Below are 24,648 nucleotides of genomic sequence, written 5' to 3' on the forward strand. Positions count from 1 at the left end.
GTGCGAGACGTGGTTTCGACCTGCTTCTGGTGTACTGCTGACGAGCCCGGACTAGCGCTGCGCGGTGCCGTTTGCGTAGGCGGATCCTGCCCCTTGCGGCAGCATCGGGAACGGCAGCACCGCCACTGTTACGTTGTCGTGGCCGCCCCCGTCGAGGGCGTGCCCCACCAGTACCTGCGCACTGTGCAGCGGGCGCGCCGCCGCGTCGGCCGGAATGGCCTGCGCCATTTCCTGCGCCGCCTCGGCGTAGTTCCACAGACCGTCCGTGCAGACGACGACCACACCCGGGCGGTCCGGCTTGAAGGACGCGGTGTGCGGGTCGATCTCGTACGCGTCCGCGCCCAGCCACCCGGTGATCGCGTGCGCCCGGTCGTCGGCGTACGCCTCGGCCTCGCCCATCAGGCCTGCGGCGACCATCTGCGCCGCCCACGAGTCGTCCTCGGTGAGCCGGGCCGGCGGGGCGGAGCGGTCGTCCGGCACCCAGTAGACGCGGCTGTCGCCGATCCAGCCGACGACCAGCAGGCCGTCCGCGACGATCGAGGACACCAGCGTGCAGGCCGGGGCGTTCTGGTGGCGGTGCGGGTCGTGCTCCACGGCCGCCGACTGGTCGGCGGCCAGTACGTTGACCGCCTCCGCGGCGGCCAGGATCGCCTCGTGCAGGGCCTGCTGCGGGTGGGTGCCCTGCGGCAGGGACTCCTGGAGCAGGGCGTTGGCGGCTGCCGCGGCGGCGGCCGAGGCCTCGTCGGGGCGGGTCGCGGACGACACCCCGTCGCACACCACGGCGATCGTCGCCGTCGCACCGCCGGGCAGCGTCGCCTCGGAGATCGCGAACGCGTCCTCGTTGCGGTGGTGGCGCAGCCCGCGGTCGCTCACCGCGGCCACCGTGCCCAGCTCGCGCTCCTGGTGGTCGCGCTCGCGGGGCTGGGCGTGGCCGCAGTTCTCGCAGTAGCCGTCGGTGTCGATCCGGCCGGCCCGGCAGGCCACGCACACCTGCTGCGGCTGCTCGGCCGCCGGGGCGGCCAGCGGGTAGTCGTCGACGGTGGGCCGCTGCACGACCGGCAGGTCCGCGGTGTCCTCGCCGCCGTCGTAGTCGTCCGTGCCGTCCGCGCCGTGCCCGGCCGGGGTGCGCGGATCGGCCGCCCGCTCCGCGTCGTCGCCGAAGCCGGGCGCCGAGGACTCCGGGGTCGGTCTGCCGGTGGACTGCCCGTTGACCGGAGCCTCTCCGGGCGGGTTCGTCCCGATCGCGACCGTGGGGCGGTCGTTTGGGGGCTCGGGCACGGCCGTCAGGTCGTACCCGCACACCTCACAGAACGAGTCGCCCGATTCCAGCGGCTCCTCGCAGCCGGGGCAGGCCGACAGCTGGTGCGTCTGCGACATCATCACACCCAAGTCCGGGGGCGGAGGCGGTTGGCCCGCTCCACCAGTTCGATCCTCTCGTCGCCGCGCTGCGCGAGCCGTGCGAGCACCCGGTACGAGCGTTCCAGCCCGAAGCGCAGGCCCCGCTCGTCCAGCGGGCTGCCGAGCAGCGCGGTCTGCACGGGGCGGGCCCCGTGCCCACCGGAGAGTACCCAGTCCAGTGCGGTACCCAGCACCTCGGTGGCCAGCTGCTCACGGCGGACGGCGTCCAGACCGAAGCCCTGGAGGGCCTCCACCTGCGCCGCGGACGCCAGTAGATCGTCGATCAGCGGGTCCGCCGCGGCGCGCCGCCGCAGCCTCGCCCGTACGGCGGCGACGCGTGCCGCCGTGTAGTGGATCGACGCCTCCGGCACCGACTCCAGCGTCCGCACCGCGCCCGGCCGGTCGCCCGCCGCGAGCTGGACGCGGGAGAGCCCGAAGGCGGCGCTGACGTAGGACGGGTCGGTCGTCCACACCAGGCGGTAGTACTCGGCCGCGTTGTCCAGCTGGCCGAGCACCTCCGCGCACACCGCGAGGGCCAGCTTGGGGGCGGCCTCGCCGGGGAACGCGTCGTAGATCGCGTCGAAGGACAGCGCCGCGGTCTCGTTGTCGCCCGCGGCCAGCGAGGCGATGCCCCGGTACCAGACCACCCGCCAGTCGTCCGGGTACGCGGCCTCCAGCTCGGCCAGGGTCTGCGCGGCCCCGGCCGCCTCGCTCATCTCCAGCAGGGCCCGCAGCTCGCGCAGCCGCCGCTCCACCGAGTCGGCGGGCGCCGCGCGCAGGGCGCCGATCAGCTCGGCGGGCGCGGAGGCCATCAGACCGGCGAGGAAGCCCGCGTTCGGGTCGTTCGGGTCGACCCGGGGGACCGGCAGGGCGAGCGCGGTGGTCCGGGCCTCCAGGGCGCGCAGGTACGCCGCGTTCTCCGGCGCCACCGAGGGCGGCACGGGTCCGGCGACCGGCGCACCGCCCGGGGCCGCCGGGACCTGGAGCCCGCCCTGGGTGGGGGCGTACGCGAGGGCGGAGGCGGCGGGGGAGACACCGGGCGGGGCGGGCAGACCTGGCTGACCGGGCGCGGGCTGACCGGGTGCGGGATGCGGGGCGCCCTGCGGCGCGTGCGCGGGAGGCCCGGCCACGGCCCCGCCCGGAGCCGGGGCCTGTCCGGGGGCCGCGGCCTGCGCGGGGATGCGCGGAGCCGTCGCCCCGTTCCGCCGCCGCTCACGGCGCGGCTCGGGCAGCGCCCGGAACCCCAACTGGGACACCGAACCCGTCAGTTCGGCGAACAGGCCGGTGTCCGTGACCCGCAGCTCCGGGCCGAACAGCGTCGACAGCGACGGCCTGGGCCGCCCCGTCTGCAGCGCCACGACCTCCCGCAGCACCCCCGTCAGCTGGTCCGCCATCTCGGAGGCGGACGCGAACCGGCGGGCCGGGTCCGGGTCCGTCGCCCGCACCAGAAGGCGGTAGAAGGACTCGTACTTCTGGAAGACCGGAATGTTGTCCGGATCCGGGAGGGAGTCCACGAAGACGTTCGTGTAGCCCTGGAAGTCGAAGGTGAGCACGGCCAGGGTGCGCGCCACCGTGTACAGGTCGGAGGCCACCGAGGGGCCGACCTCCGCGACCTCGGGGGCCTGGTAGCCGACCGTGCCGTAGATGGCCGACTCGTCGTCGTCCATCCGCCGGACCGCGCCCATGTCGATCAGCTTCAGCTGGTCCTGCTGCTGGATCGCGTTGTCGACCTTGAAGTCGCAGTACAGCAGGTTGCGGCTGTGCAGGTGCCCCAGCGCCTCCAGCGCCTCGATGCCGTACGCGCAGGCCTGCTCGACCGGCAGCGGGTCGCGCTTGCCGCCGGTGTCGCGGCGCTCGTTGGCGATCTCCTTGAGCGACTTGCCGCCCACGTACTCCATGACGATGTAGCCGTCCATGGAGCCGGTACGGGTGTCCAGGTGCTCGACGAAGTTGTAGATCCGCACGATGTTGGAGTGCTCGATCTCGGCCAGGAAGCGGCGCTCGGAGATCGCGGCGGCCATCGCGTCCTGGTCACCGGTGTCCAGCAGGCCCTTGAGGACCACCCAGCGGTCCGAGACCGCCTTGTCGACGGCGAGGTAGACCCAGCCCAGACCGCCGTGCGCCAGACAGCCGACCACCTCGTACTGGCCGTGCACCACGTCGCCCGCGCCCAGCTTCGGCACGAAGGAGTACGGATTGCCGCACTTGGTGCAGAAGCCCTCGGTGCGCCCGATCCGCTCACCGCGCGTACGGCCCACCGGGGCCCCGCACTCCGAACGCGAGCAGAATCGCTTCCGCTCGGGAACCTCGGGATTCTCCATGATCGCCGTACGCGGGTCGGGGCGCGGCACCTCGGGCACCGTGACCAGACCCGCGCCGAGCCGGTTGCGCCCGGAGGCGGCCGTCGACTTCCCCGAGGAGCGCACCGACACCGAGCGCGAGGTCGTCGCCCCCGACAGCGCCCGCGAGAGCCGGCCCGACACCGAGCGGCGGGAGGTGGAGGAGCGCGAGGACCGGGACGCCTGCGAGGAGGCCCGCGAACTGCTGCGCAGGGAACTGCTGCCGGACCCGCGGGAGGACGCCCTGCCGCCTCCGGTGACCCCGGTCGCGGTCGCGGCGATCACGCCGTTCCGCGACACCACGGGGGCGAGCCCGCAGGTGTCGCAGTACATCTCCCCGCCGCCCATGTCCTCGTAGGAGCCCCCGCAACCGGGGCGCTGACAGGTGGTGCTCATGGATTACCCCCGTTGATGCGGTCGTTGGGCCCCTCGGGGCGTGGCGTCAGGACGTCCCGGGCGGTCTCCTGGTAGCGCAGCACCGCCTGTTCGGCGGCGCGCAGGTCGCACGGCGCGCTCCACAGCATCCGGCGCGCGACGTCGTACCGCTCGACGAGCTGCGGGTCCTCCGCCATGCCGTGCCGGGCCACCTTCGCCTTGTACGCGTCCAGCCTGCCGCGCAGCTCCGCCCGCACCGCCAGCGGGGCGGTGACCGCGCTCAACGAGTCGCGGGCGCGCAGCAGTTCGTCCTCCGCGTCCCGCTCCAGCGACTCCAGCAGCGGCGACAGCCGGTGCCAGCGGGCGTGCCTGCGGTGGTCGGCCGCCGCGGCCAGCAGCTCCTGGAGCGCGGTCGGCGGCCCGCTCACCGCGGGCACCGACGAACCGGCGATCTTCGCGAGCACCTCGGTGCGCGCCGATCTCGCCTCGGTCAGGGTGCGGTCCGCCCGGGACAGCACGTCGCGCAGCTTCACCAGCCGCTGCTCGGCGTCCTGCCGCACGGTCAGCACGGCGTCGATCTCGCGGCGCACGTCCTCCAGGGCGCGCGCCGCCCGGTCGTAGCGCCCGGTGTCCGGCCGGCCGCCGCCGGGCGCCGAACTCCCGGGCGCGGACCGCCAGAAGGCCAGCGGGTCCGACACCACCTGGGCGCGCAGCGTCGCCAGCTCCTGGGTGATCGACTCCAGGTCGTCGCCCGCCGGATGGTCGCCCGGCCGCACCCCCACCGAGTGGGCGAGCGAGCGGGTGCGGTGCAGCTCGGCGGCGAGCAGGTCTATCCGGGCGGGCAGCGCCGACCACACCGCGTCGGCGGTGACCACCGTGTCCAGGGAGGCCGCGTACAGCTCGTTCATCCGGGTGACCAGCTCGGCCAGCGAGAAGTGCTCGGACAGCTTGGCCGGCCCGGTCAGCGACGCGGGCATCCCGTGCGCGTGGGCGCCGCCGGACACCGTGATGCCGTCGCCCTGGAGCACCTCGGTGAGCTCCGCCAGGTCCTCCCGGCTGGGCCAGCGCCGCCGGGCGCGCACCTCCCGGGCCCCCTCGACGGCCGCCGTGTACGCGTCGAAGTACGTCCACAGCAGGGCGATCGACTGCTCCGCCGAGGCCCATCTGTCCTTGGTGACGCCGGTCAGCTCGGCGCCCTCCAGGAGCCGCCGTCCGGCGTGGTCCTGGAGGGCGAGCAGCGAGGTCTCTATCGCCTCGTGCTCCGCGCCGAGCCGCGCCAGCGCGCGGTCCGCCCGGTCCCGGTCCAGGACCGGTCCGGGAGGGCTCCCCGCCGGGCCGGAGGAGGATCCCGCGACGCCCATCGATCACCTCTCCGCTTCTGTCGTGCACTGCTGTCGGTACATGGGTGGTGGTGGCCCGGCGGCCCGCCGCGCCGCCGGCCGGAGCGGCCCTCGGGCCGCCGCCGGCCGCGTCAGTCGAGGAACTTCGGGTCCGGCGGGCCGGTGAGGCCCGGCAGGTCCGCCTTCAGCCAGCGCTCGTAGGAGTTCACCCAGGCGGTCTTCCCGTTGGCGGCCTTCGCCGTGCTGTACGTGTTCAGCACCTTGTTGATCAGGCTGACCAGGTCGGTGCTCTCCTTGTTCGTCGCCACGCCGTAGTACTCCTGGGTGAACGGGTCGCCCATCAGCTTGATCGCCGGGTCCTGCGCCGCCTGGCTGGCGGCCAGCGCGTTGTCCGTGACGACCGCGTCGACCCTGCCGAGCTGGAGCCGCACCAGGCAGTCCAGCTGGTTGGGCACGATGTACTCCGGCCGGTCGAAGACCGCGCCGTGCGCCTCCTTCTTCATCGCGTCGTACGCGGTGGAGCCCTTGGCGGTGCACACCCGCTTGCCGCGGAGCGAGCCGTCGTACCCGGTGATGCCGGAGTCCTCCGGGGCCAGCACCTGCTGCCCCGCCTGGAAGTAGGCGCGGGAGAACGAGACGTCCTTGATCCGGGAGCAGTTGACCGTCATCGTGCGCGCCACGACGTCGATCTTCCCGGCCTTCAGCAGCGGCACCCGCTGACTGGTCGGGATCGCCCGGTAGATCACCCGGTCCTTGTCGGTGCCGAACAGCTCGGTGGCGATCGCCTTGACGATGTCGATGTCGAAGCCTTCGAGGTCACCGGTGGCCGGATTGCGGTAGCCCCAGCGGAAACTGTTCTGGTCGACGCCCGCGACGAGCTTGCCGCGCTCCTTGATCTTCTTGATCGCGGCCCCTTCCGGCAGCCCCGGACGCAGGCTGGCCTCGGGGTCCTTGCAGTCCTCCGCCTTGGCCGGCCGCGCCGCGGTGATGCCGCCGCCCGCCGGGGACACCGCGTCCGCGCCGCCGCCCGCACCGTCCGGCAGCGGCAGCACCGCGACGCCCGCCGTCAGCGCGCAGGCGGCGCCCAGCGCGAGCAGACCGGACCGCCAGCCGCCCCGCAGGGTCCGGGCCGAACCGCTCCTCCTCGCCCCGCGCCTGTTCATCGCACTCCCTCCGGCAGCCCGCTCCCCAGTGTCCTGCGCGCCCCGGCCCTCCGGAGCGCCCCGCACGTCCCGCGCCGCACTCACCGGTACTCCGCGAGCCGGCGGCCCATGCCGAGCACGGCGGCAGCGGCGCCGAGCACGGCCAGCACGGCAGCCCCGACGGCCAGCCCGGCCAGCGCGCTGCGCCCGCCCTCGGCCGCCTCGGTGAACTCCCGCTGCTCCCAGCCGAGCGCCTTCTCCAGGGCGTTGTCCACCTCGGTGAACGACTCACCGGTGGAGGTCTTCTCCCCGATCACCTTGTCGCGTGCCTCGTCGTAGTCGCCGAGGTCGTCGGCGGCGCGCGCGGCGGCGTGCCGCTCCTTCCACTGCGTGACGCTCGCGGTGGCCTGCTTCACCGGGTCGCTGCCCCCGCTGTCGTCCGCGAGCCGCCCCGCGTCACCGAGCCGGCCCACCAGATCGGCCATGTTGGCGGTGTAGTCGGTGTCGTACTTGTCCTTGTTGTCGGCGGTGGTGACCGCGCCCCGGGACACCAGCGTCAGGTTCTCGTTGGCGCGGGCCTGCAACGAGCTGATCCGGGCGTCGTTGAGGACCTTCAGCGACTCCTGTCCGTGCGCCCTGGAGTCGGCGAGCCCGGAGGCGGCGACCGCGTGCCCGACCGTCAGCCACAGCACCACCGCGGCGGACGCGACGGTCGCGGCCAGCAGGCCCTGGTTGAACACCCGGTTCGTGCGGCGGTAGTTGCGGTGCTGCGCCCAGCCGAGCGCGCCGAGCGCCACCACGCCCAGCCCCAGCGCCACGTACGGCCAGGTGCGTGCCTCGTCGTAGTCGCGGTAGAGCCGCCGGGTCTCCTCGTCGTACAGGTTCTTCGCGGCGGGCAGCAGCTGGGTGGTCATCTGCTCGTTGGCGTAGCGCAGGTAGGCGCCGCCGAGCGGGAGGCCCTGCCGGTTGTTGGCGCGGGCCCGCTCGATGAGGCCCGTGTACCGGGGGAGCTGCTGGTTGAGCTTGGTTATCTCCTGGCCCGAGGTGCTCGAACCGTCCGTGTTGGCAGCGGCCTTGACCAGCAGCCGGGACGCCTCGGAGATGTCCTTCTCGTACTTCTCCGTCACCGAACGCGGCTCCTGCGCGCCGGCGAGGAAGCCGCTGGCGGCGGAGGTGTCGGCGTCGGCGAGGGAGCGGTAGATGCTCGCGGCGTCGGCGGACAGCGGCTGGCTGCGCGTCACCACGTCGTCGGCTGCCGCCGCCCGGCCGGAGACCTGCCAGGCGGTCGCCGCGCCGAACGCGACGACCAGCAGAGCCAGTACGGCCCCGATGATCCGCAGCCGCCCCGGCTCGGTCGTCGCGGCCGCCCGTACCCGGTCCACGCCCTCGGACCAGGCGCTGCGGCGCGCGGGCGGCCGGGGCCCCGCACCCGTGGGCCCGGCACCCGTGGGCGCCGGTGCGGGCGGTGCCGCGGGCGCGGGTGCCACCGCGGTCCCCCCTGGGCCGCTCATCGGCGGGTGTGCCACGTGACCTCCCCCTCGGTCGTGGACTGCTGGCCCGTCCCTGGGCGGGCTCCCCTTCCCATGAATACGTCGGAGAGATCCGTTTGGTTCCCGTACGGAACCCCGGGGACGATCAGCGCACCGGTCGGCTCACGACCGGAACGGTGACCGACCGGGGACCGGTCGTTGACCAAATCGCGCCAGGGACATGCCACTTCGTGGCCGATCCTATGCGGGCGAGGGGCCCGGGGCCATGGGGTCCGGGCGTGCGGAGAGTCGGGAGATCGCGGGCCGGTCCGCCCCCGCCCGGGAACGGACCGGCCACGGCACGCGTGCGCGCGGCGCGGCCCCCGGCCGAACGGGGGGCGGCGCCGCGCGGGGCTCAGGCGTAGTGCGCGCGCAGCCTGCGGTGCGCCGCGGCGGGCGCCCCGACCCGGTCGAGGCCCAGCAGCGCCGAACCCAGCACCGGCGCCGCCGTGACGACCCGCGCCGCCGCCTTCGGTGCCCGCTCGGCGAGCAGCGCCGCGATCCGGTCGTTCAGCTCCGGGTGCCGGGCGGCCAGCACACTGCCGCCGAGCAGCACCGGTGCCTCCTCCTCCAGCAGGCCCAGCCGCCCCAGCGCCACCGAGGACATGACGACGACCTCGTCCGCCAGCCGGTGCACCAGCGAGCGCGCCACGGCGTCGCCGCCCGCACTCACCTCGAACACCAGCGGCGCCACCTCGTGCTGACGCACCACCGGGATGCGGCCCAGGTGCAGCGCCTCGATCAGCGCGTACATCGAAGCCACCCCGAAGTGCGCCGGAAGCACGCGCGCGAGGTCGGTGTCGGCACCCCGGCCGTCCTCGGCGCGGGCGGCGAACCACAGCGCCTCCTCCGCCAGGCCCCCGCCACCGCCCCAGTCGCCGGAGATCTTGCCGATGGCCGGGAACCGTGCGGTGCGCCCGTCGGGGAGCATGCCGACGCAGTTGATGCCCGCCCCGCACACCACCGCGACGCCGCGCGGCTCGTCCACCCCCGCCCGCAGGATCGCGAAGGTGTCGTTGCGGACCTCGGTGGTTTGGCCCCAGCCGCGGGCCTGCACCGCGCGCGCCAGTTCCTCCTCCTCCACGGGCAGGTCCGCGTTGGCCAGGCACGCCGAGACGTGGTCGACACCGGTGACGCCGGCCGCCGTCGTCGCCCGCGCCACCGCGTCCGCCAGGATGTCCACGGCCACCTGCACACCCACCAGGGGCGGCTGGAAACCGCCGCCCCGGCCGGCGCCCAGGACGGTGCCGTCCGCACCGATCACCGCGACGTCCGTCTTGCTGTTGCCCGCGTCGATCGCGAGGACGCTGCCCGCCTCGAAACCGCCCGGGGAAGTGCTCACGCCCACGCCAGGTGCTCCCGGTTGTGCGCGATCAGCTTGTCCGTGAGGGCTTCCGCGTACTCGAACTGGCCGACCAGGGGGTGGGCGAGCAGCGCCTTGAAGACCCGCTCGCGACCGCCGTGCAGGGCGGCCTCCAGCGCGAGGTTCTCGTACGCCGTGACGTGGGAGATCAGACCCGTGTACATCGGGTCCAGCGCCGGTACTTCGAGCGGCGTGGCGCCGCTCGCGTCGATCCGCGCCTGCGTCTCGATCACCGCGTCGTCGGGGAGGAAGGGCAGCGTTCCGTTGTTGAACGTGTTGACGACCTGCACCGGCGAACCACCGCCGCCGAGCAGCCCGGAGGCCAGGTCCACGGCCGCCTCCGAGTAGAAGGCGCCGCCGCGCTTGGCCAGCAGCGCCGGCTTCTCGTCCAGCGCCGGGTCGCCGTACATCGCCAGCAGTTCCTTCTCCATCGCGGCGACCTCCGCGGCCCGCGACGGCTTGCTGCCGAGCTCCCGCACGACCTCGTCGTGCAGGTAGAAGTAGCGCAGGTAGTACGAGGGGACGACGCCGAGCCGGTCCACGACGGCGCGCGGCATCCGCAGGTCGGCGGCGACGGCGTCGCCGTGCTCGGCCAGCAGCGCGGGCAGCAGGTTCTCGCCCTTCGGGCCGCCGAGCCGCACCCCCAGCTCCCAGGTGAGGTGGTTGAGGCCCACGTGGTCCAGGTGGACCTCGGAGGGGGCGACGTCGAGCAGCGCGGCGAACTTCCGCTGGAAGCCGATCGCCACGTTGCACAGGCCGACCGCCTTGTGGCCGGCCTTCAGCAGGGCCCGGGTGACGATGCCCACCGGGTTGGTGAAGTCGATGATCCACGCGTCCGGGTTGGTGCGGCGGACCCGTTCGGCGATGTCCAGGACGACCGGGACGGTGCGCAGCGCCTTGGCGAGACCGCCCGCGCCCGTCGTCTCCTGGCCGACGCAGCCGCACTCCAGCGGCCACGTCTCGTCCTCGTTGCGGGCCGCCTGGCCGCCCACCCGGAGCTGGAGCAGCACCGCGTCGGCGCCGGCCACACCCGCGTCGAGGTCGGCGGTGGTGGTGATCGTGCCCGGGTGGCCCTGCTTGGCGAAGATCCGCCGGGCGAGCCCGCCGACCAGGTCGAGACGGTCGGCCGCCGGGTCGATCAGCACCAGTTCGCTGATCGGGAGCGTGTCCCGCAGCCGGGCGAAGCCGTCGATCAGCTCGGGGGTGTAGGTGGATCCTCCACCGACTACGGCGAGTTTCATGTGTTGAGACCTAGCCCTTCACTCCGGTCAGCGTGACACCCTCGACGAACGCCTTCTGGGCGAAGAAGAAGACGAGGATCACAGGGGCCATGACCAGTACGGTCGCGGCCATGGTCAGATTCCAATTGGTCTGGTGGGCGCCCTTGAAGGACTCCAGGCCGTAACTCAGCGTCCACGCGGCCGGGTTCTCCGAGGCGTAGATCTGCGGGCCGAAGTAGTCGTTCCACAGGGCGAAGAACTGGAAGAGGGCGATTGCCGCGATGCCGGGCTTGGCCATCGGCAGCACGACCCTGATCAGCGTGCGGAACTCGCCGCAGCCGTCCACCTTCGCCGCGTCCAGGTACTCGTTGGGGATGGTCAGCAGGAACTGCCGCAGCAGGAAGATGGAGAACGCGTCGCCGAACGCCAGCGGAATGATCATCGGCCACAGGGTGCCGGTGAGGTCCAGCTGCTTCGACCAGAACAGGTACATCGGGATGATGATGACCTGCTGCGGCAGCATCATCATCGAGATCACCAGCAGCAGCGAGAGGTTGCGGCCGCGGAAGCGGAACTTGGCGAGCGCGTAGGCGACGGGGACCGACGAGACCACCGTGAGGGCGGTGCCCAGGCCCGCGTACAGCAGGCTGTTCTTCCACCAGGTGAGGAAGCCGGGCGTCTCGAAGACCTTGACGTAGTTGCCCCACTCCCAGGTGTGCGGCACCAGGTCGCTGGTCAGCGCCTGCTGGTCGCTCATCACCGAGGTGAAGAACAGGAAGAGGAACGGCAGCACGAAGAACAGGGCCGCCGCGACCCCCAGCGAGTGCACCGCGATCCAGTGCAGCAGCGCCTTGCGGCGGGCCGTGCGACGGGCCGCCGTGGGGGCGGGGGAGTCCGTGTCGAGCGGACGCTCAAGTGTCTGGGTGGACATGGGAGTCAGTCACCTGCCTGGAGAAGACCGCCGCGACGTCGCATCAGCAGGGCCGTGAAGGCCATCGCCAGGACGAACAGGACGAGCGCGGTGACCGCGGCGGCGCCGTAGTCGAAGCGCTGGAAGCCGAGGTTGTAGACGAGCTGCGGGAGGGTCAGGGTCGACTTCTCGGGGAAGCCGGGCTCGAACTGCTGGCCCGAGTTGCCGATGATGCCGGAGGCGACCTTCCCCGCCACGAAGGGCTGGGTGTAGTACTGCATCGCCTGGATGACACCGGTGACCACCGCGAACATCACGATGGGCGAGATGTTCGGCAGCGTCACGAACCGGAACCGCTGCCAGGACGAAGCGCCGTCCAGCTCCGCGGCCTCGTACTGCTCCTTGGGCACGTCGAGCAGTGCGGCCATGAAGATGACCATCAGGTCCCCGATGCCCCACACCGCGAGGATGGTGAGCGCCGGCTTGGAGAAGGCCGGGTCGGTGAACCAGTCGGGGGTGGGCAGCCCGAGGGAGTCCAGGATCTCGTTGACCGGACCCGTGCCCGGGTTCAGCAGGAAGACGAAACTGAGCGTCGCCGCGACCGGCGGGGCCAGATAGGGCAGGTAGAACAGGGTGCGGAAGATCCCCGTACCCGTCTTGATCTTGGTGATCAGCAGGCCGATCCCCAGACCGAAGACGACCCGGCAGATCACCATGACGACGACCAGCCACAGCGTGTTGCGCATCGCGGGCCAGAAGTTCGGATAGGCCTCGAAGACATAGGCCCAGTTGTCGAAGCCGTTGAACGTCGGCGCGCCGAAGCCGTCGTACTTCATGAAGGAGAAGTACACGGTCGACACGAGCGGGTAGGCGAAGAAGACCGCGAACCCGATCAGCCAGGGCGACATGAAGGCCGCCGTACGAAGCGCCGACGCGCGGCGCTTCGTACGGAGCGTGTGCGTGGTCATGGGAGGGCTACTTCGCCTTCGCGATGTCGGTGTCGATCTGCTTCGCCAGCTTGTCGAGGCCCGCCTTCAGGTCCTTCTCGGTGCCCTTCTCGTACAGGTAGCCGAAGTCCTGGATGGTGTTGAGGTAGGTGGCGCCGTTGACCGCGCCCGCGGCGGTGTTGGACTTCGGGTGCTGGGCGATGTCGATGAACGTCTTGAACGCCGGGTCGTTCTTCAGCTCCGGCGACTTCAGCGCCTCGAACGTCGAGGGCACGTTGTGGATCGCGTTGGAGAACTCCACGACCGCCTTGGTGTCGGTCGTCATGAACTTGATGAGCTCCCACGCGGCGTTCTGCTTCTCGCTCTGCGGGGCGATGCCCATCACCGTGCCGGACAGGTAGCCCTTGCCGTACGTGTCCTTCTGGTTGTCCGGGACGGGCATCGGCGCGACACCGATCTCGAACGGCACCTTGGCGTCCTTCGCCATCCCCAGCCGCCACTCGCCGTCCATCTGCATGGCGACCTGGCCGGTGTGGAAGGGGTGCTTGGAGCTGAACTCGTCACCGAAGGTGTTGCGGTACTTCTCCAGCTTCTGCAGCCCGCCGAGTTCGTCGACCAGCTTCTTCTGCGTGGTGAACATGTCCGCGAACGCCGGGTCCTTGGCGACGTTGGACTTGCCGTCCTTGTCGAAGTACTCCGGGCCCCAGCTGCCCAGGTAGTGCTCCGTGGTCGTCTCGTAGCCGTGGAAGGCCGGCATGAAGCCCAGCTGCTCGTAGCCGTCGCCCTTGCTCTTCGTCAGCTTCTTCGCGGTCTCCAGCAGCTCCGAGTACGTCTCGGGGGCCTTCTTGATGCCGGCCTTCGCGAAGGCGTCCTTGTTGTAGTAGAGGCCGTAGGCGTCCGCCAGGAGCGGCAGTGCGCAGCGCTTCCCCTCGAACTGGGTGTAGTCGAGCATGACCTTCGGGAAGGTCTTCTCCAGATCCAGCTTCGACTTGTCGATGAACGGCTTCAGATCCGCGAAGGCGCCCGAGGAACAGAACTTGCCGATGTTCGACGTGGTGAACGACGACACCACGTCCGGGCCCTTGGAACTCTTCGTGCGCAGCGACTGGTTGAGCTTGTCGTCGTTGATGTTGCCGACGACGTTCACCTTGATGTTCGGGTGGGCCTTCTCGAAGCGGGCGACGTTCTCCTGGATCGCCTTGACCTCGTTGGGGGTGTTCCAGCCGTGCCAGAAGTTGATCGTGGTGTTGGCGTTCGGGTCGTCCTTCGCGGTGTTCCCGGCGGAGCCGGTACAGGCGGTGGCGACGACCGAGATCGCGGCGACCGCGACGACGGCTGCGGACAGACGAAGGTTTCTGCGCATGACGGAACTCCCTGGGGCAGGACGGGGGCTGTGACGGGGGGTGACGAGGGGCGAGGACGAAGGGGTCTAGCGGGACGAGGTGTCGAAGACCTCGTCGCGGGTGGCTCCGAGGGCGCTGTGCAGCGCACCGGTCAGCACGGGGGACTGCTGGACCTCGCCGATGACGAGACGGGGGCGGGGTGCGGCCAGTTCGGCCAGCTCCGCCTGGAGGCGCGCCCGCAGCACTTCCCCGCCGGCCGGGAACAGCGCCCCGGACAGCACGATCAGTTCGGGGTCGAGCACGGCCACCACCGACGCCAGTCCGGTCGCCAGCCGCTGCGCGTACTCCGGCAGCAGGCCCTCCAGTTCGGGTTCGCCCGCCGCCGCCCGCGCCAGCAGCCCCGAGGCCACCTCGACGGCCGGTTTCTCCGGGGTGTCCACGCCGAGCCGTTTCGCGATCCGGGGCACCGCGAGGGCGCCCGCCAGCTCCTGGAAACCGCCCGAGTTCGCCTGCGCCACGTTGCGGATCAGCGGGGTGCCCGGCACCGGCAGGAAGCCCACCTCGCCCGCGCCGCCGGTCCAGCCCCGGTGCAGCCGCCCGCCGAGCACCAGGGCGGCACCCAGACCGGTCTCGGCCCACAGCAGGACGAAGTTCTCGTGGCCGCGGGCCGCACCGAGCCGCTGCTCGGCGACCGCGACCAGGTTCACGTCGTTCTCGTACTCCACCGGCATCGGCAGCACCGCGGCCAGTTCGTCGAGCAGCGTGGGGGAGTGCCAGCCCGGCAGGTGCGAGGCGTACCGCAGCCGACCGGTGTTCGGGTCGAAGGCGCCGGGCGTGCCGATCACCACGCGGTGCAGATCGCCGCGCACCAGTGAGGCGTCCTTGACGGCCCCGTCCAGTGCCTTGGTCACCTGGCCCACGACGTCGGGGTGGTGCCTGCCCGGCGTGGCCAGCTCGAAGCCGCCGACGGTCTCGCCCGTCAGGTCGGCGACGGCGGCGCGGATCCGGGCCGGGGTCACGTCGAGGGCGGCGACGTGGGCGGCGCCCGCGTTGACCGCGTACAGCTGCGCGTTGGGTCCCGGGCGGCCCTCGGTGGTGCCGGTCGCGACGACGAGCCCGGCCGCTTCGAGGCGGGCCAGGAGCTGGGAGGCGGTCGGCTTGGACAGCCCGGTCAGCTTCCCGATCCGGGTGCGGGAGAGCGGACCGTGCGCCAGCAGGAGGTCGAGCGCGGCCCGGTCGTTCATCGCCCGCAGCACGCTCGGCGTGCCCGGTGTACCCGGCGTTGCGACCATGACGACGACCCCTGCCCCTCGGCTGTCCGCTCCCCAACCACGCTGTTAGGAAAGTTTCCTATTCGGTGAGAGGAACGTAAGGGCCGGTGAAGGGGGCGTCAATGGGGGGAGGCGGGGAGGCAACCAAAGCGTTACCTGGGCCCGGGTGCGGGACGGTGCCGCCGCCCGGGAGGGGCGACGGCACCGAAGTCGGCGGCCCGCCCTGCGGGGGCGGGGGCCGGGGAGTGGCGGCGGAGCGCCGCCGGGTGCGGGGTCAGGGCTTGGAGAGGGTGGGTCCGGCCGGCGGGATGGGGTTGCTGGCCAGGGCCTGGGGGGAGGTCGGATTGGCGAGGGCGGACGGTGCGGCGACCGCCGCCGAGGGGTCCACCGGCTCCTCCTCGGCGACCGGGACCGGGCCGCCGACGATACGGATGCCCGCCTCGTCGAACGCCTTCTTCACCCGCCACCGCAGCTCCCGCTCCACCCCGAGCGCCTTGCCCGGCATCGTCTTCGCCGACAGCCGCACGATCATCGAGTCGAGCAGTACGGAGTCCAGGCCGAGCACCTCGACGGGGCCCCACAGCCGCTCGTTCCACGGCTCCGCCTTCGCCATGTCCTCGGCCACCTCGGACAGCACCGTGCGGATCCGGTCGAGGTCCTCCGTCGGCCGGACCTGCACGTCGACACCGGCCGTCGCCCAGCCCTGGCTGAGGTTGCCGATCCGCTTGACCTCGCCGTTGCGGACGTACCAGATCTCGCCGTTGTCGCCGCGCAGCTTGGTGACCCGCAGGCCGACCTCGATGACCTCGCCGGAGGCGACGCCCGCGTCGATGGTGTCGCCGACCCCGTACTGGTCCTCCAGGATCATGAAGACGCCGGACAGGAAGTCGGTGACCAGGTTCCGCGCGCCGAAACCGAGCGCCACACCGGCCACACCGGCGCTCGCGAGCAGCGGCGCCAGATTGATGTTCAGGGCCCCGAGCACCATCAGCGCGGCCGTGCCGAGGATCAGGAAGGACGCCACCGAGCGCAGGACCGAGCCGATCGCCTCGGAGCGCTGCCGCCGCCGCTCCGCGTTGACCAGCAGACCGCCCAGCGCGGTGCCCTCCACCGCCTGGGCGCTGTTGTTCATGTGCGCTATGAGCTTGGTGATCGTGCGGCGGATCACCGACCGCAGCACGGTGGCGATCACGATGATCAGCAGGATGCGCAGGCCGACGCTCAGCCAGGTGGACCAGTTCTGCTCCACCCAGCTCGCGGCGTTGCTCGCCTTCTCGGCCGCTTCGTCGAACGTGACGGGATCGGCGGGCGGTTCTGCGACCAGTAGGCCGGACCAGGACACCTCGGGCACCTCCATGCGATGTGGCAGACCCACCACACTAACGGGGCAACGGGAGGGGCCCGGTTGACATGAGGTGAAGACCCTTGTGGTCCGTGACACCCCCCGGGCCCGGTTCCGGGCTGTGGTGCAAAACACTTCCGGCCCGTTACCCGGACGTGGTGGCGCCGCGACCAGGCATGAGGGGAGACTGTTCCTGCATCGTCCCGGCGCGAGCCACGCGCCGCCGGCGTACAAGGAGGCATCCGTGCCGCATGTCCTGGTCCTCAACGCGTCGTACGAGCCCCTCGGCGTCGTACCGCTCCGCCGCGCGCTCGTCCTCGTCCTGGAGAACAAGGCTCTCTGCCTGGAGGAGTCCGGCGCTTTTCTGCACAGTGCGACCCGTGTCGTCCCCGCTCCCAGCGTGGTCCGGCTCAAACGGTTCGTGAGGGTCCCCTACCGGGGTCCCGTACCGCTCACCCGCCGTGCGCTCTTCGCCAGGGACGGAGGGCGCTGCATGTACTGCGGTGGCGTCGCAACCAGCGTCGACCACGTCATTCCGCGCAGTCGCGGCGGACAGCACGCCTGGGAGAACGTGGTGGCGGCCTGTCGCCGCTGCAATCACGTCAAGGCGGACCGACATCTGCCGGAGCTCGGCTGGCGGCTGCGCCACCAGCCCGCCCCGCCGTCCGGTCTGGCCTGGCGCATCATCGGGACCGGGCACAGGGATCCGCGATGGCTCCCTTACCTGCAACCGTTCGGCGCGGACGACGCCCTGGCCCGGATCGACGGCATATCGGCCTGAGACCGGGATTTTTTGTCTCCGCGTACAGCCGGAACTGGGGTTGAGCACTCGCTCAACCCCACTTCCGTGTCCGGCGGCCCTGCCTTGAGCACCCGCTCAAAGCGACTTTGAGCGCATGCTCAAGGCGCGGGCGAATGTCCGCCCGGAGCGGCTTCGCGCGCGCCCGGCGCGGCTTCGCGCCCCGCCCCGTCCCCGGACACCGCGTACGCCTCCACCGACCACAGCGAGTACCCGAACCGGGTCGCCCGTTCGTCGCCCTGCACCCGTACGAAACGCGCGTCCGGCGCGTCGAAGCGGACCGTCTCCCGGCCGCCCCTGCCGTCCCGCACGGTGGCCGCCGTGCGCCAGGTGCGGCCGTCCGCCGACACCTGCACCCGGTAGGCCTTGGCGTACGCGTCCTGCCAGTGCAGTTCGACCCGGCCGACCCGGGTGGGCCGCGGCAGCTCCGCCTGCCACCACGCCGAGGGCCCGGCGGGCGACGACCAGCGGGTGCCCGGGTCGCCGTCCGAGGCGGCGGACGCCGGGAAGTCGTCCGTCTCGTCGCCCGAGGACGACGGCGTCGCCCCGCGCAGCAGGTCCGCCCCGCCGGTGGGCGGCGCCGCCCGCACGGTCAGCACCTGCTCGTCACCGCCCGCGAACGACACCGGGATCCGGTACTCGCCCGCCGGGGTGCCCTTCGCGACCTTGATCTCCAGCGGTACGGAGGCGTCCGTGCCGCGCGGCACGACCGTCGCCCTCGGCGCCGCCACCTCGATGCCCTTGGGGGCCTTGGCCCGCACCTCGCCCCGCACCTCGCCGGGGCGCTGCCCGGTCAGCGCCGCCCACACGCGCACCGGGGCGCCCCCGGTCTCCACGTCCGCCTCGGTGCGCGACAGCACGAGCCGCGCCTCCGGCTCGTCCTCGAACCACGGCACCACCCGGCGCACCCGCGGCGCCGACGTCGCCCAGGCCAGCCGCACCGCGTCCACCCGCGTGCCGCCGACCGACGTCTGCGTCCAGCCGTCCGCGGTGAGCGCTCCGGCCCGCCGCCAGCCCTCGCCCGGCACGTGCACCTCGACCGTGGCGTCGGTCTCGCCGGGGTCGGCCATCGTCGTCACCGCCGTCACCGGGCGCGGATGCCCCAGCCGCACCGTGTACGTGCCCGCGCCGTGCGACACCGGGTCCGGCGAGCGGTCCGCGCCGGTCCAGGCGGCACCCTGGCGCACCGCCTGCGACAGGAACGGGTCCAGCACCCCCTTGCCGACGGTGACCCGCGGCCCCTTGAGCGCGGTGCGCGAGGCGTCCAGGGCGAGCGAGGCCCGCCACGCGGCGGCGCCGTCCCCGGCCGACTGCGCCTGGAGCATGTCGACCGCCTGCTCGCCCGCCCTGCCGTACTGCGCGAACCGCTCCAGCCAGGGCCGCACCTCGTCGTCGAAGGAGCCCCCGGCCGCCCGGTCGAGCCGCCCGGGGGCCTCCTTCATCACTGTGAACGCGGCCCGCAGCCGCCCGGCCGCCGCATCGCGCTTCTTCGCGTCCCCGGCCGCGCGCGCCTTCCAGAACGCGTCCAGCAGCGGGCGCAGGTAGGCCGACTCGCGCGACGGGTCGAGGATCGAGGAGGCGTGGTTCCCGGCGAACGCGCGCATCGCCTCCCTGGCCCTGCCGTCGTCGCCCGCCAGGTCGTCGATCGCCGCCTGCCAGGACTCCTGCGGCCGGTAGCCCCGCGGGTTCCAGGCGAAGTCGGCGGCCGTGAACAGCGGGATGCGGGACGCGGACGGCTGCTCCATGGCGTTGGAGAGCAACGCCGCGCTGCGGTTGGCCACCGCGGGCTCGCGGCCCGTGTAGGGGCCGAGGAAGATGCGGTCCTGCGCGTAGTCGTTGACCGGGTAGTTGTCCATGGTGATCAGCGGATGCCCGAACGCGGCCCGGGTGGTGACCAGTTCGCGCCCGCTGATGGTGCGCGGCACCGCGCCGACCCCGGTCCAGGCGACCTGCACCCGCGGATCCAGCTCGGCGGCCAGCGCACGCCGGTAGGCGGTCGCCCCCGACTGGTAGTACTCGGTCGGCATCATCGACACCGGCTCGGCGCCCGGGTGCCGTGCGGCCAGGTGCCGGGCCACCGCGCTCGCCACGCGCGCGTGCGCCTTGGCCGCGGCCTCCGGACCGGAGCCGAAGACGTCGGCGTCCTGCCCGCAGTGCCACTCGCTGTAACTGACGTCCTGGAACTGGAGCTGGAAGACCCGCACCCCCAGCGCCCACATGGCGTCCACCTTGCGCAGCAGCGCCCGTACGTCGCGCTCGTCCGACATGCACATCGCCTGTCCGGGCGCGACCGCCCAGCCCAGCGCCACGTGGTTGCGCCGCGCGTGCTCCGCCAGCACCCGGAAGCCGGACCGCTCGGCCGCCGGGTACGGCTCGCGCCACAGGGCCTGCCGGTACGGGTCGTCGCCCGGCGCGTAGAGGTACCGGTTCTGCTTGGTGCGGCCCATGAACTCGATCTGGTCGAGCCGCTGTTCGGTGGTCCAGGGGCGGCCGTAGAACCCTTCCGTCATGCCCCGCACCGCGGTTCCCGGCCAGTCCCGCACGGTGACCGCGGCCACCTGCGCACCGCCCGCCGCCCCGCGCACCAACTGCCGCAGGGTCTGCGCCGCGTGGAACATCCCGTCGTCCCCGACACCGTCCAGGGCCACCGTGTCCCGGCCCGCGAACCGCCCCACCGCGATGCGGTAGCCGCCCCGGGGGAGGTCCCCGCGAGCGGGTGCGCGCAGCGCCCCCAGGGCGTCGTCGGCGCCGCCCGCCCGCACCACCAGACCGCGCGGCGGCAGCGGCTCGCCGGGGGTCACCTCGTAGAGGGTGTTGGCGCCCGCGCTCCTGAGCACGCTGCGCAGGGCGTCCACCGCGTACGGGTCGGTGCCCGGCGCCACCACCAGCACCGCCTGGTCGCCGACCGGCACGGCCCGGCCCGCGGCGCGCATCGACTGGGGGCGCGGCCACACCGGCGGCAGCCCGGCGTCGCTCTCGCTGTCGCGGGCCGCCGGCACGGGGGCGTCGGGGGCGGGCGGGGCGGCGACCGCCGCCGGCGCACCGCCGAGCAGTCCGCCCATCACGGCGAACGCCACGGCGGTCGCACCCCTCCTGCGCCCCAGCTGCACGCCGTACTCCTCGCTGTCCGTCGCTGTCCGTGCGCGCGTGTCGCCCGCGCGCGCCGAGCCCATCACCCGTCCGCCAAGGGTGTCAATGCGGGTATCTGTTGTGTCGCATTTGCCGCAGGAGGTGCGGCGGACAGTCTGCGGCCGTCCTTCCGTTTCCTTCAACTTCTTCCGCCAACTCCCGCCCCGGGGAGTCGAATGTGACCCGGCTCACGTTCCACGGCCGGAAATGTCTGCGGCTCCGCCCTCTGGGTATGGCTGCTGTAGTCCGCGTCCCCCACCAAGGGAGGCCCTCCGTGGCCGCGTCCGCCCAGCTCCTCCTCTCGGCCCTGTCCAAACAGGTCTCGGGCCCCGACTCGGGTCTCGACGGATCCTGCTCCTGCGGCTGCGCCGAGCCGCCCCTCACCAGCGAGCCGCCGCTCGCGGATGCCGCGCCGCTGACCAGTGAGCCGCCGCTCACCGACGCGACGCCCCTCACCAGCGAACCGTCGTCGTACGGAACCGCGTCCGGCATGGAGTATCCGGGGGTCTGATGGCCGCAGGGGGCACGACACCGGGGCGACCCGACGGGCCACCCGAACCGGGGGCGCTCGAACGGCTCGCCGCACTGCACGGAGTGGCCACGTCCTACATGCCCTCCGAGGAACGCACCGTCCGGGTCCCGGACGCCACCGTGGTCGCGGTGCTCGCCGCACTCGGCGTCGACGCCGCCTCGCCAAAGGCGGTCGACGCCGCGCTGACCGCCCGGGAGGCCGCCGGGCGCACCGCCCCGCTCCCCGCGACCGTCGTGCTCTGGCGCGGACCGGCCGGCCTTCCCGACGCCCTGGCCGCGCTGGTGCCGGGAACGGCGGTCACGGTCCGCACCGAGCAGGGGCCGGTACGGGAATGGCGGGCCCGGGACGACGGGGCCGACTGGGCGGCGCTGCCCCTGGGCGTGCACCGGCTGGCCGTCCGCCCGCCCGCCGGCCCCGAGGGCGAGGCGCACCTGGTGGTCGCCCCCGACCGGGTGCGGGCGCCGGACGGGCCCCGGCACGGCTTCCTCCTGCAGCTCTACTCGCTGCTCTCCACCCGCTCCTGGGGCATGGGGGACCTCGGTGACCTGCGGGAGCTGGCCGGCTGGGCGGGACGGGCGCTCGGCGCCGGGTTCGTCCAGGTCAATCCGCTGCACGCGGCCGTCCCCGGCAACCCCACCGACCCCTCTCCCTACCGGCCCTCCTCCCGCCGCTTCCCCGACCCGGTGCACCTGCGGATCGAGGACGTGCCCGAGTACGGGTACGTCGCCCGGCCCGCCGACCGCGCCCGCCTCGCCGAACTGGGCGCCCGCGCCGCGGCCCTGCGCGCGGACGTCCTGCACAGGGGCGCGCTGATCGACCGGGACGCCGTCTGGGACCTCAAGAAGCAGGCCCTGGAGATCCTGGCGGACGTACCGCTGGGCCCCGGCCGCCGGGCCGCCTACTGCGACTTCCTCGCCGAACAGGGCAGCGCCCTGGAGGACCACGCCACCTGGTGCGCCCTCGCCGAACTGCACGGCCCCGACCGCACCCGCTGGCCCGGCGCGCTCGCCGACCGCGACTCCGCCGACACCGCCCGCGCCCGCACCGCGCTGCGGGACCGCATCGACTTCCACTGCCGTCTCGCCTGGCTCACCGACGAACAGCTCGCCGCCGCCCAGCGGGAGGCCCGCGACGCCGGAATGACCGTCGGCCTCGTGCACGACCTCGCGGTCGGCGTGCACCCCGGCGGCGCCGACACCTGGGCGCAGCCGCACGCCTTCGCCCGCGGGATGTCCGTCGGCGCGCCGCCCGACGCGTTCAACGCCCGCGGCCAGGACTGGGGCCTGCCGCCCTGGCGCCCCGACGCGCTCGCCGCCTCGGGCCACGCCCCGTACCGCAGCCTGCTCCGCGGCATCCTGCGGCACGGCGGCGCGCTGCGCATCGACCACGTCATGGGGCTCTTCAGGCTCTGGTGGGTCCCCGAGGGGCACGCGCCCGCCGACGGCACGTACGTCTACTACGACGCCCAGGCCATGCTCGCCGTCCTCGTCCTGGAGGCGGAGCGGGCCGGCGCGGTCGTCGTCGGCGAGGACCTCGGCACCGTCGAGCCCGGCGTCCGCGACGCGCTCGCCGCGCGCGGGGTGCTGGGCACCTCGGTGCTCTGGTTCGAGCGCGACTGGACCGGCACCGGCCGCCCGCTGCCCCCGGGCAGCTGGCGCGAGGGCTGTGTCGCCACCGCCACCACCCACGACCTGCCCTCCACCGCCGCACGCCTCACCGGCGAGCACATCGCGCTGCGCCACCGGCTGGGGCTGCTGACCCGCCCGCTGGAGCACGAGCGCGCCGAGGACGCGGCGGAGGTCACCGAATGGCTGACCAGTCTGAGCGGGCTCGGCCTGCTGCCCGAGGGAGCCGGGGGCGGCGGGCCGGACGCGGAGGAGGCGGCGGTGCGCGCGGTCCACCGGTTCCTGCTGCGCACCCCGGCCCGGATGGTCGGGGTGTGGCTGCCGGACGCGGTGGGCGACCGCCGCCCGCAGAACCTCCCCGGCACCTGGGACCAGTACCCCAACTGGCGGCTGCCCGTCGCCGACCCGCACGGCCGCCCCCTCACCCTGGAGGAAGTGACCGCCTCCCCGCGGCTGCACGCCCTGCTGGAGGTGATCCGCGAGGAGAGCGGCCCGGGGCCCGGAGCAGGGCCGGGACCTCTTACGGCACCCCCGGGCGCGCGGCCCGCTTAGTCGTTCGCTACTTTTGCACCGTGGACAAGAAGAACGCTCTGCGCGCCGGCGCTGTCGCGACCGGTACGACGCTGATGATGCTGCTCCTGTCGTCTCCCGCGCTCGCGGCCGTACGGGACGACGGTGACGACCCGGGTCCCGGCCTGAGTGTGGCCGAGACGCTCGGTCTCTTCGTCGTGGCCCCGATCGCACTCTTCGTGATCATCGCCGGTCTCGTGATGGTGCTGGACAAGTCCCGCAAGCAGGTCTGAGCCGCTCCGGCAGCCGGACCCGACGGAACTTCTCCGAGGGCGCTGTCGGCCCGTACCGCCGTGTACGGGCCGACAGCGCCCTCGGTGCGTGTACGGCACCCCTCAATGTTCAGTCCTGCTGAACAGATACGTCGAAAAGTTTCGATGGACCTGAATATGTGCCCGGTGTGACGGTGGAGCCCTCACCAGGAACACCGATCACCCGGGGGCAGCCATGGCACTACTCGACCGCATCCGCACACCGAGCACCGCGAAGCCGCGCGCCGTCCCCCGGCTCGGCCAGGGCGTCGGGCTCGGCCTGCTGCTCGCGCTCCTCGCCACCGTCGTCTGGTCCGGCAGCTTCGTCACCTCGCGCGGACTGCACGACGCGGTACCGCCCGTCCAGGCCGCCTTCTGGCGCTGGATCGTGGCCCTGCTCGCCGTCGCCCCCTTCGCCCTGCGCGAGACCTGGCGTCGGCGCGCCCTGGTCCGCCGCCACCTCGGCTTCCTCACCCTGGCCGCGCTGCTCGGCGTCACCGTCTACAACACCCTGGTGAACCAGGCCGGACTCGACACCCCGGCCGGCACCATGGGCATGATCATGGCCGCGTCGCCGGTCGTCATGGCCGGGTACGAGCGGCTCGGCGGACAGCGCCTCGGCGCCCGCCGGACCACCGGCATGCTGATCGCCTGCGCCGGAGTGCTGCTGCTGGTCGGCGAGGGCTCGCTCGCCCTCGGGCTGTCCGCCGGCGCCCTGTGGATGATCGCCGCCGCCCTGTGCTTCGGTTCGTACAGTGCCCTGCTGCGCCGCAGGCCGGCCGAACTCGGCGGCCTCGTGTTCCTGTTCGCCACCTTCGTGCTCGGTGCGCTGCTGCTGGCCCCCGTGTACGGCGTCAGCCTGGCCCTCCAGGGCGGTTTCGAGTTCCGCCCGGGTACGGTCGGCCCGCTGCTGTACGTCGGCGTGTTCTCCTCCGCCGTCGCCTTCTTCGCCTGGAACAAGGCCGTCGCGCTGGTCGGCGCCGCCCGCGCCGGCGTCGTCTACTACCTCCAGCCGGTCTGCGTCGCCCTGCTCTCGTACACCGTCCTGGGCGAGCGGACGGGCGTCCTCCAGGTCCTGTGCATGGTGCTGATCCTCGGCGGAGTGGTCCTGGGAGCCGCGTCGGGGACGGGGGAGCGGGCGGCGGCCCGTGCGCCCGGCGCCGCGTCCCGTCGGTAGGCCGGGCCGACGGCTCGGGCGGGGGCGAAGGGTCCGGTGGGATTCC

At 73.1% G+C, this 24,648-nt stretch carries 18 protein-coding genes; 5 read left to right on the top strand and 13 right to left on the bottom strand.

What is annotated here, in order from left to right:
- Positions 1-51 precede the first annotated feature (51 nt).
- From ACFYVL_RS42100 to ACFYVL_RS42155, 12 genes are all read right to left on the bottom strand, one after another.
- Positions 52-1,380 carry a PP2C family protein-serine/threonine phosphatase gene (locus tag ACFYVL_RS42100; protein WP_389254980.1) on the bottom strand — a complete coding sequence of 443 codons (1,329 nt, stop codon included), beginning with the start codon at positions 1,378-1,380 and terminating at the stop codon, positions 52-54.
- The gene (locus tag ACFYVL_RS42105; protein WP_389254982.1) at positions 1,380-4,133 is read right to left on the bottom strand and encodes a tetratricopeptide repeat protein; all 2,754 of its coding nucleotides are present in this window, start codon (positions 4,131-4,133) and stop codon (positions 1,380-1,382) included. Before ACFYVL_RS42105 ends, ACFYVL_RS42100 begins: the two co-directional genes overlap by 1 nt.
- Positions 4,130-5,473 (bottom strand): hypothetical protein, encoded by a 1,344-nt coding sequence (locus ACFYVL_RS42110; protein ID WP_389254984.1) that lies wholly within the window; start codon positions 5,471-5,473, stop codon positions 4,130-4,132. The genes ACFYVL_RS42105 and ACFYVL_RS42110 overlap by 4 nt, the downstream gene beginning before the upstream one ends.
- A 110-nt stretch (positions 5,474-5,583) precedes the next feature.
- Positions 5,584-6,615 (bottom strand): glutamate ABC transporter substrate-binding protein, encoded by a 1,032-nt coding sequence (locus ACFYVL_RS42115; RefSeq protein WP_389254986.1) that lies wholly within the window; start codon positions 6,613-6,615, stop codon positions 5,584-5,586.
- A gap of 80 nt (positions 6,616-6,695) precedes the next feature.
- Positions 6,696-8,120 (bottom strand): hypothetical protein, encoded by a 1,425-nt coding sequence (locus ACFYVL_RS42120; RefSeq protein ID WP_389254988.1) that lies wholly within the window; start codon positions 8,118-8,120, stop codon positions 6,696-6,698.
- A 358-nt stretch (positions 8,121-8,478) separates the two neighbouring features.
- Positions 8,479-9,465, bottom strand: a complete 987-nt coding sequence (locus ACFYVL_RS42125) for an N-acetylglucosamine kinase (protein ID WP_389254990.1) — start codon at positions 9,463-9,465, stop codon at positions 8,479-8,481.
- Positions 9,462-10,727 (bottom strand): 6-phospho-beta-glucosidase, encoded by a 1,266-nt coding sequence (locus ACFYVL_RS42130; RefSeq protein WP_389254992.1) that lies wholly within the window; start codon positions 10,725-10,727, stop codon positions 9,462-9,464. The genes ACFYVL_RS42125 and ACFYVL_RS42130 overlap by 4 nt, the downstream gene beginning before the upstream one ends.
- Positions 10,728-10,737: 10 nt before the next feature.
- On the bottom strand, positions 10,738-11,637 hold the full coding sequence (locus tag ACFYVL_RS42135; protein ID WP_389254994.1) for a carbohydrate ABC transporter permease: 900 nt from the start codon (positions 11,635-11,637) through the stop codon (positions 10,738-10,740).
- 5 nt (positions 11,638-11,642) lie between these two features.
- Positions 11,643-12,584 (bottom strand): carbohydrate ABC transporter permease, encoded by a 942-nt coding sequence (locus tag ACFYVL_RS42140; RefSeq protein WP_389254996.1) that lies wholly within the window; start codon positions 12,582-12,584, stop codon positions 11,643-11,645.
- Positions 12,585-12,591: 7 nt separating this feature from the next.
- The gene (locus ACFYVL_RS42145) at positions 12,592-13,926 is read right to left on the bottom strand and encodes an ABC transporter substrate-binding protein (protein WP_389254998.1); all 1,335 of its coding nucleotides are present in this window, start codon (positions 13,924-13,926) and stop codon (positions 12,592-12,594) included.
- Positions 13,927-13,992: 66 nt separating this feature from the next.
- Entirely contained in the window at positions 13,993-15,198 is a 1,206-nt protein-coding gene (locus ACFYVL_RS42150) for an ROK family transcriptional regulator (protein ID WP_389255000.1), read from the bottom strand.
- A 253-nt stretch (positions 15,199-15,451) separates the two neighbouring features.
- On the bottom strand, positions 15,452-16,534 hold the full coding sequence (locus ACFYVL_RS42155; protein WP_389255002.1) for a mechanosensitive ion channel family protein: 1,083 nt from the start codon (positions 16,532-16,534) through the stop codon (positions 15,452-15,454).
- A gap of 229 nt (positions 16,535-16,763) precedes the next feature.
- Between ACFYVL_RS42155 and ACFYVL_RS42160 the strand changes: the two genes are divergently transcribed.
- A complete protein-coding gene (locus ACFYVL_RS42160) occupies positions 16,764-17,300 on the top strand; it encodes an HNH endonuclease (protein WP_389255004.1) in 537 nt (178 codons plus the stop codon).
- 119 nt (positions 17,301-17,419) lie between these two features.
- Here ACFYVL_RS42160 and ACFYVL_RS42165 read toward each other — a convergent pair whose 3' ends face one another.
- Positions 17,420-20,428 (bottom strand): beta-N-acetylglucosaminidase domain-containing protein, encoded by a 3,009-nt coding sequence (locus ACFYVL_RS42165; protein WP_389255006.1) that lies wholly within the window; start codon positions 20,426-20,428, stop codon positions 17,420-17,422.
- A gap of 293 nt (positions 20,429-20,721) precedes the next feature.
- On the opposite strand from ACFYVL_RS42165, the gene ACFYVL_RS42170 reads away from it, so the two are divergent.
- The 4 genes from ACFYVL_RS42170 to ACFYVL_RS42185 all read left to right on the top strand — a co-directional run bounded on the left by ACFYVL_RS42170 (position 20,722) and on the right by ACFYVL_RS42185 (position 24,602).
- On the top strand, positions 20,722-20,958 hold the full coding sequence (locus ACFYVL_RS42170) for a hypothetical protein (RefSeq protein WP_389255008.1): 237 nt from the start codon (positions 20,722-20,724) through the stop codon (positions 20,956-20,958).
- Positions 20,958-23,156 (top strand): 4-alpha-glucanotransferase, encoded by a 2,199-nt coding sequence (gene malQ, locus ACFYVL_RS42175; protein WP_389255010.1) that lies wholly within the window; start codon positions 20,958-20,960, stop codon positions 23,154-23,156. The genes ACFYVL_RS42170 and malQ overlap by 1 nt, the downstream gene beginning before the upstream one ends.
- 20 nt (positions 23,157-23,176) lie before the next feature.
- On the top strand, positions 23,177-23,407 hold the full coding sequence (locus tag ACFYVL_RS42180) for a hypothetical protein (protein ID WP_389255012.1): 231 nt from the start codon (positions 23,177-23,179) through the stop codon (positions 23,405-23,407).
- 214 nt (positions 23,408-23,621) lie between these two features.
- The gene (locus ACFYVL_RS42185) at positions 23,622-24,602 is read left to right on the top strand and encodes a DMT family transporter (RefSeq protein ID WP_389255014.1); all 981 of its coding nucleotides are present in this window, start codon (positions 23,622-23,624) and stop codon (positions 24,600-24,602) included.
- Positions 24,603-24,648 lie beyond the last annotated feature (46 nt).

Source organism: Streptomyces sp. NPDC004111 (genome assembly GCF_042874215.1).
Lineage (GTDB): Bacteria > Actinomycetota > Actinomycetes > Streptomycetales > Streptomycetaceae > Streptomyces.

Bases quoted from the DNA above. Each gene is read 5' to 3' on its own strand.
- ACFYVL_RS42100 (WP_389254980.1), bottom strand. From the start codon at position 1,380: ATGATGTCGCAGACGCACCAGCTGTCGGCCTGCCCCGGCTGCGAGGAG.
- ACFYVL_RS42105 (WP_389254982.1), bottom strand. From the start codon at position 4,133: ATGAGCACCACCTGTCAGCGCCCCGGTTGCGGGGGCTCCTACGAGGAC.
- ACFYVL_RS42110 (WP_389254984.1), bottom strand. From the start codon at position 5,473: ATGGGCGTCGCGGGATCCTCCTCCGGCCCGGCGGGGAGCCCTCCCGGA.
- ACFYVL_RS42115 (WP_389254986.1), bottom strand. From the start codon at position 6,615: ATGAACAGGCGCGGGGCGAGGAGGAGCGGTTCGGCCCGGACCCTGCGG.
- ACFYVL_RS42130 (WP_389254992.1), bottom strand. From the start codon at position 10,727: ATGAAACTCGCCGTAGTCGGTGGAGGATCCACCTACACCCCCGAGCTG.
- ACFYVL_RS42135 (WP_389254994.1), bottom strand. From the start codon at position 11,637: ATGTCCACCCAGACACTTGAGCGTCCGCTCGACACGGACTCCCCCGCC.
- ACFYVL_RS42140 (WP_389254996.1), bottom strand. From the start codon at position 12,584: ATGACCACGCACACGCTCCGTACGAAGCGCCGCGCGTCGGCGCTTCGT.
- ACFYVL_RS42145 (WP_389254998.1), bottom strand. From the start codon at position 13,926: ATGCGCAGAAACCTTCGTCTGTCCGCAGCCGTCGTCGCGGTCGCCGCG.
- ACFYVL_RS42150 (WP_389255000.1), bottom strand. From the start codon at position 15,198: ATGGTCGCAACGCCGGGTACACCGGGCACGCCGAGCGTGCTGCGGGCG.
- ACFYVL_RS42155 (WP_389255002.1), bottom strand. From the start codon at position 16,534: ATGGAGGTGCCCGAGGTGTCCTGGTCCGGCCTACTGGTCGCAGAACCG.
- malQ (WP_389255010.1), top strand. From the start codon at position 20,958: ATGGCCGCAGGGGGCACGACACCGGGGCGACCCGACGGGCCACCCGAA.
- ACFYVL_RS42185 (WP_389255014.1), top strand. From the start codon at position 23,622: ATGGCACTACTCGACCGCATCCGCACACCGAGCACCGCGAAGCCGCGC.